This window comes from Kineococcus vitellinus, from assembly GCF_009906315.1.
GTDB classification, from domain to species: Bacteria; Actinomycetota; Actinomycetes; order Actinomycetales; family Kineococcaceae; genus Kineococcus; species Kineococcus vitellinus.
In genome coordinates, this window is record NZ_JAAALL010000349.1 from 1 (window position 1) to 4,157 (window position 4,157).

The 4,157-nt window shown below is 74.6% G+C and carries 3 protein-coding genes; all 3 read right to left on the bottom strand.

The genetic code is table 11. From position 1 onward, the window contains the following. Window positions 1–1,542 (bottom strand): PTS fructose transporter subunit IIC (locus GTQ99_RS20570; protein WP_166617566.1); only part of this gene is annotated, 1,542 nt, incomplete at its 3' end. Next, window positions 1,539–2,006, bottom strand: coding sequence for a PTS sugar transporter subunit IIA (locus tag GTQ99_RS20575; protein ID WP_166617567.1), 468 nt, complete (start codon window positions 2,004–2,006; stop codon window positions 1,539–1,541). The genes GTQ99_RS20570 and GTQ99_RS20575, both read right to left, overlap by 4 nt. A gap of 55 nt (window positions 2,007–2,061) precedes the next feature. Next, window positions 2,062–4,095 (bottom strand): DNA gyrase/topoisomerase IV subunit B, encoded by a 2,034-nt coding sequence (locus tag GTQ99_RS20580; protein WP_166617568.1) that lies wholly within the window; start codon window positions 4,093–4,095, stop codon window positions 2,062–2,064. Between the last annotated feature and the right edge of the window lie 62 nt (window positions 4,096–4,157).

Below are 4,157 nucleotides of genomic sequence, written 5' to 3' on the forward strand. Positions count from 1 at the left end.
CCCCCCGGTGGACCCGGCGGCGGCCGCGCTCGCCGGGCCCACCGCCGGGTCCACCGGGGGGCGGCCCTTGAGGGCGACGGCCGCGGCGGCGGTGACGGCCGTGCCCACGAGGATGGCCAGCAGGTACAGCGGCCAGTGGCCGACGAGGCCGAAGACCACGACACCGCCGTGCGGGGCGCGCAGGGTGTTGCCGAAGGCCATGACCAGGCCGCCGGTGAGCCCGGAGCCGAGCACGACGGCCGGGATGGTGCGCAGCGGCGCGGTGGCGGCGAACGGGATGGCGCCCTCGGTGATGAAGAACGCGCCGAGCAGCACCGCCGCCTTGCCGTTCTCGCGCTCGGCCTCGCTGAAGCGGCTCCTGCGCGCGAACGTCGCCAGCGCCATGCCCAGCGGCGGCGTCATCCCGGCCGCCATGCAGGCGGCCATGACCCGCAGCTCCACGGCGTCGCCGGAGGCGGTGGCCACCGTGGCCAGCCCGGTGGTGGCGAAGGTGTAGGCGACCTTGTTGATGGGCCCGCCGAGGTCGGCGGCCATCATGGCGCCCAGCACGATCCCCAGCACGACGATCCCGCTGCCGGTCAGGGAGTTCAGCCCCGCCGTCAGCGCGTCCATGAGGGCCTTCAGCGGCCGGCCCAGCACGACGAGCAGGGCCCCGGCCGTCACCGACGTGGCGATCAGCGGGATGACGACGACGGGCATGACGCCGCGCACCGCGGTGGGCACCCGCAGCCGGGCCAGGCCGAGGGCCGTGAAGCCCCCGAGGAAGCCCGCCACGAGGCCGCCGAGGAAGCCGGCGCCGACGGTGACGGCGACCGCACCGCCGACGAAGCCGGGGGCGATGCCCGGGCGGTCGGCGACGGCGAAGCCGATGAAGCCGGCCAGGACGGGCACGAGGAAGCCGAACGACGCGCTGCCGACGACGAACAGCACCCCCGCCCAGTCGCGCGCGGACAGCGGGTCGAACGCGTCGATGAGGTCCTCGGCCCGGACCTCGCTGATCCGGAAGCCGCCGATGAGGTAGGACAGCGCGATCATGATGCCGCCGGCGGCGACGAACGGGATCATGTAGCTGACACCGGTCATGAGCCACTGCCGGACCCGGGTGCCGACCCGCGCCCCCGCCCCGGCCCGCGCGCCGGGGGCGGCGCCGGACCCGGCGACGGACCCGGCGACGGACCCGGCAGGGGCCTGCGCGACGGACCCGGCCGCCGAGCCCGCGGGTCCCGCGGAGCCCGAGGACTCGACGGTGGCGACCGCCGCGGCCAGGACGCCCGGCGCGTCGGCGACGGCCTTCTTGACGCTGACCTGCAGCAGCGGCAGCCCGGCGAAGCGGCCCTTGTCGCGGACCTCGAGGTCGGCGGCGAAGATCGCGCCGTCGGCGGCGGCGATGACGGCCGGGTCCACCGGGGCCGCGCCCGCCGCGCCCTGCGTCTCCACGACGACCTCGTGACCGGCGCTGCGGCCCGCCTGCTCCAGCGCCTCGGCGGCCATGTAGGTGTGGGCGATGCCCGTGGGGCAGGAGGTCACCGCGACGAACCTCATCGCCCGCAGACCTCCCGCAGGACGATCTCGGCCAGCGCCTCGGCGCCGGGGGCCTGCAGCAGCGACGCGCGGAACGGGGCGTGCACGAGCTTGCGGGCCAGCGCGGCGAGGACCTGCAGGTGCTCGCCCTCCCCGTCGGCGGGCGCGGCGATGAGGAAGACGAGGTTCGCCGGGCCGTCCGGGGCTCCCCAGTCGAGGCCCTCGCCGCTCACGACGCGCCCGACGGCGAGGCTGGGCACGGTGACGGCGCTCGAGCGGGCGTGCGGCAGCCCGATCCCGCCGGGGACGCCGGTGGCCATCTGCTCCTCGCGGGCGGTCACGTCGGCGAGGAAGCGCTCGAGGTCGCTGACGCGGCCGACGTCGGCCAGGCGCCGGGCCAGCTGGCGCGTGGCGTCGGCGCGGTCGGCGGCGCGCAGGTCGGCGTCCACGAGCTCGGGAGCGGTGAGGTCGGCGTCGGCGGTCATCGCTGGAGGTCCTCCGCGGGGTGTCGGGATCGGGGTGCCGGCGCGGCCCGGCGGCTCAGGCGTCGATGCGCTCGCGGTCCAGCCGCTCGGCCCCGGCGATGATGAAGTCCTTGCGGGGGCCCACGTCGTTGCCCATGAGCAGCTCGAAGACCCGCTCGGCGACCGCCCCGTCGGCCACGGTCACCCGCCGCAGCGTGCGGTGCGCGCGCTCCATCGTCGTCTCGGCCAGCTGGTCCTCGTCCATCTCCCCCAGCCCCTTGTAGCGCTGGGGGTCCTTGTAGGTGCGCCCGCGCCGGGCCAGGTCGGCGGTCACCTTGCGCAGCTCGGCGTCGGAGTAGGTGTAGACCACCTCGCGCTTGGCGCGACCGGTGCCGTTGACCTCGATGCGGTGCAGCGGCGGCACGGCGGCGAAGACGCGGCCGGCCTCGATGAGCGGGCGCATGTAGCGGAAGAACAGCGTCAGCAGCAGCGTGCGGATGTGCGCGCCGTCGACGTCCGCGTCGGTCATCAGCACGATCTTGCCGTAGCGCACCGCCGACAGGTCGAAGCTGCGCCCGGAGCCGCCGCCGACGACCTGGATGATCGAGGCGCACTCGGCGTTCTTCAGCATGTCCGCCACGGACGCCTTCTGGACGTTGAGGATCTTGCCGCGCAGCGGCAGCAGCGCCTGGTACTCGGAGTTGCGCGCCCCCATGGCGGTGCCCAGCGCGGAGTCGCCCTCGACGAGGAAGAGCTCGGTGTTGTCGACGTCGTCGGAGCGGCAGTCCTTGAGCTTGGCCGGCAGCGAGGAGGACTCCAGGGCGTTCTTGCGCCGCTGCGTCTCCTTGTGCAGGCGCGCGGAGATGCGGCTCTTCATCTCCGTGACGACCTTGTCGAGCACCACCGCGGCCTGCTGCTTGTCGTCGCGCCGCGGGGAGGCGAAGACCTCCCCGAGCTCCCGCTCGACGACCCTGCGCACGATCGGGCGCACGGCGGCGGTGCCGAGGACCTCCTTGGTCTGGCCCTCGAACTGCGGCTCGGCCAGCCGGACGGTGACGACGGCCGTGAGGCCGGCGAGGACGTCGTCCTTCTCCAGCTTCTCGTCCTTGCCGACCTTCAGGCGGCGGGCCTGGGCGTCCACCTGCTTCTTGACCGCCGCGAACAGGCCCTGCTCGAAGCCGGCGAGGTGGCTGCCGCCCTTGGGGGTGGAGATGATGTTGACGAAGGAGCGCACGGTCGGGTCGTAGCCGGTGCCCCAGCGCAGCGCGATGTCGACGACGCACTGGCGCTGCACGTCCTGCGGCGTCATGTGGCCGCTGTCGTCGAGGACCGGGACGGTCTCGGTGAAGACGTCCTCGCCCTGCAGCCGCCACACCGAGGTCACCGGCGCGTCCGGGGTCAGGTACTCGGCGTACTCGCTGATGCCGCCGTCGTGCTGGAAGACCTCCTCGGTGGGCTCGCCCGTGCGCTCGTCGCGCACGACGATGCGCAGGCCCGGCACGAGGAAGGAGGTCTGGCGGGCGCGGGCGGCGAGGTCCTCGTAGGAGAACGCGGCCTCCTTGAGGAAGATCTGCCGGTCCGCCCAGTAGCGCACCCGGGTCCCGGTCGCCCCGCGCTTGGCGCGCCCGACGACCTCCAGCCCCGTGGTGGGGGTGAAGTCGGCGTCCGGCCCCTCGCCCGCGTAGCGCCCGGGCGTGCCGCGCCGGAAGCTCGTGGCCCACGTCTTGCCGCCGCGGTCGACCTGGACGTCCAGGCGCGCGGACAGCGCGTTCACCACGCTGGCGCCGACGCCGTGCAGACCGCCGGAGGCCGAGTACGACCCGCCGCCGAACTTGCCGCCGGCGTGCAGGTGGGTGAAGACGACCTCCACGCCCGACAGGCCCGTGCGCCGCTCGACGTCCACGGGGATGCCGCGGCCGTCGTCGTGGACCTCCACGGAGCCGTCGGCGTGCAGCACCACGTCGATGCGGCTGCAGTGCCCGCCCAGGGCCTCGTCGACGGAGTTGTCGATGATCTCCCACAGGCAGTGCATGAGCCCGCGGGAGTCGGTGGAGCCGATGTACATGCCCGGTCGCTTGCGGACGGCCTCCAGGCCCTCCAGGACGAGCAGGTTGGCGGCGGTGTAGCGGTCCTCACCGCCCTCCTCGCGCGCGCGGGAGCGGGGGGTGGGGG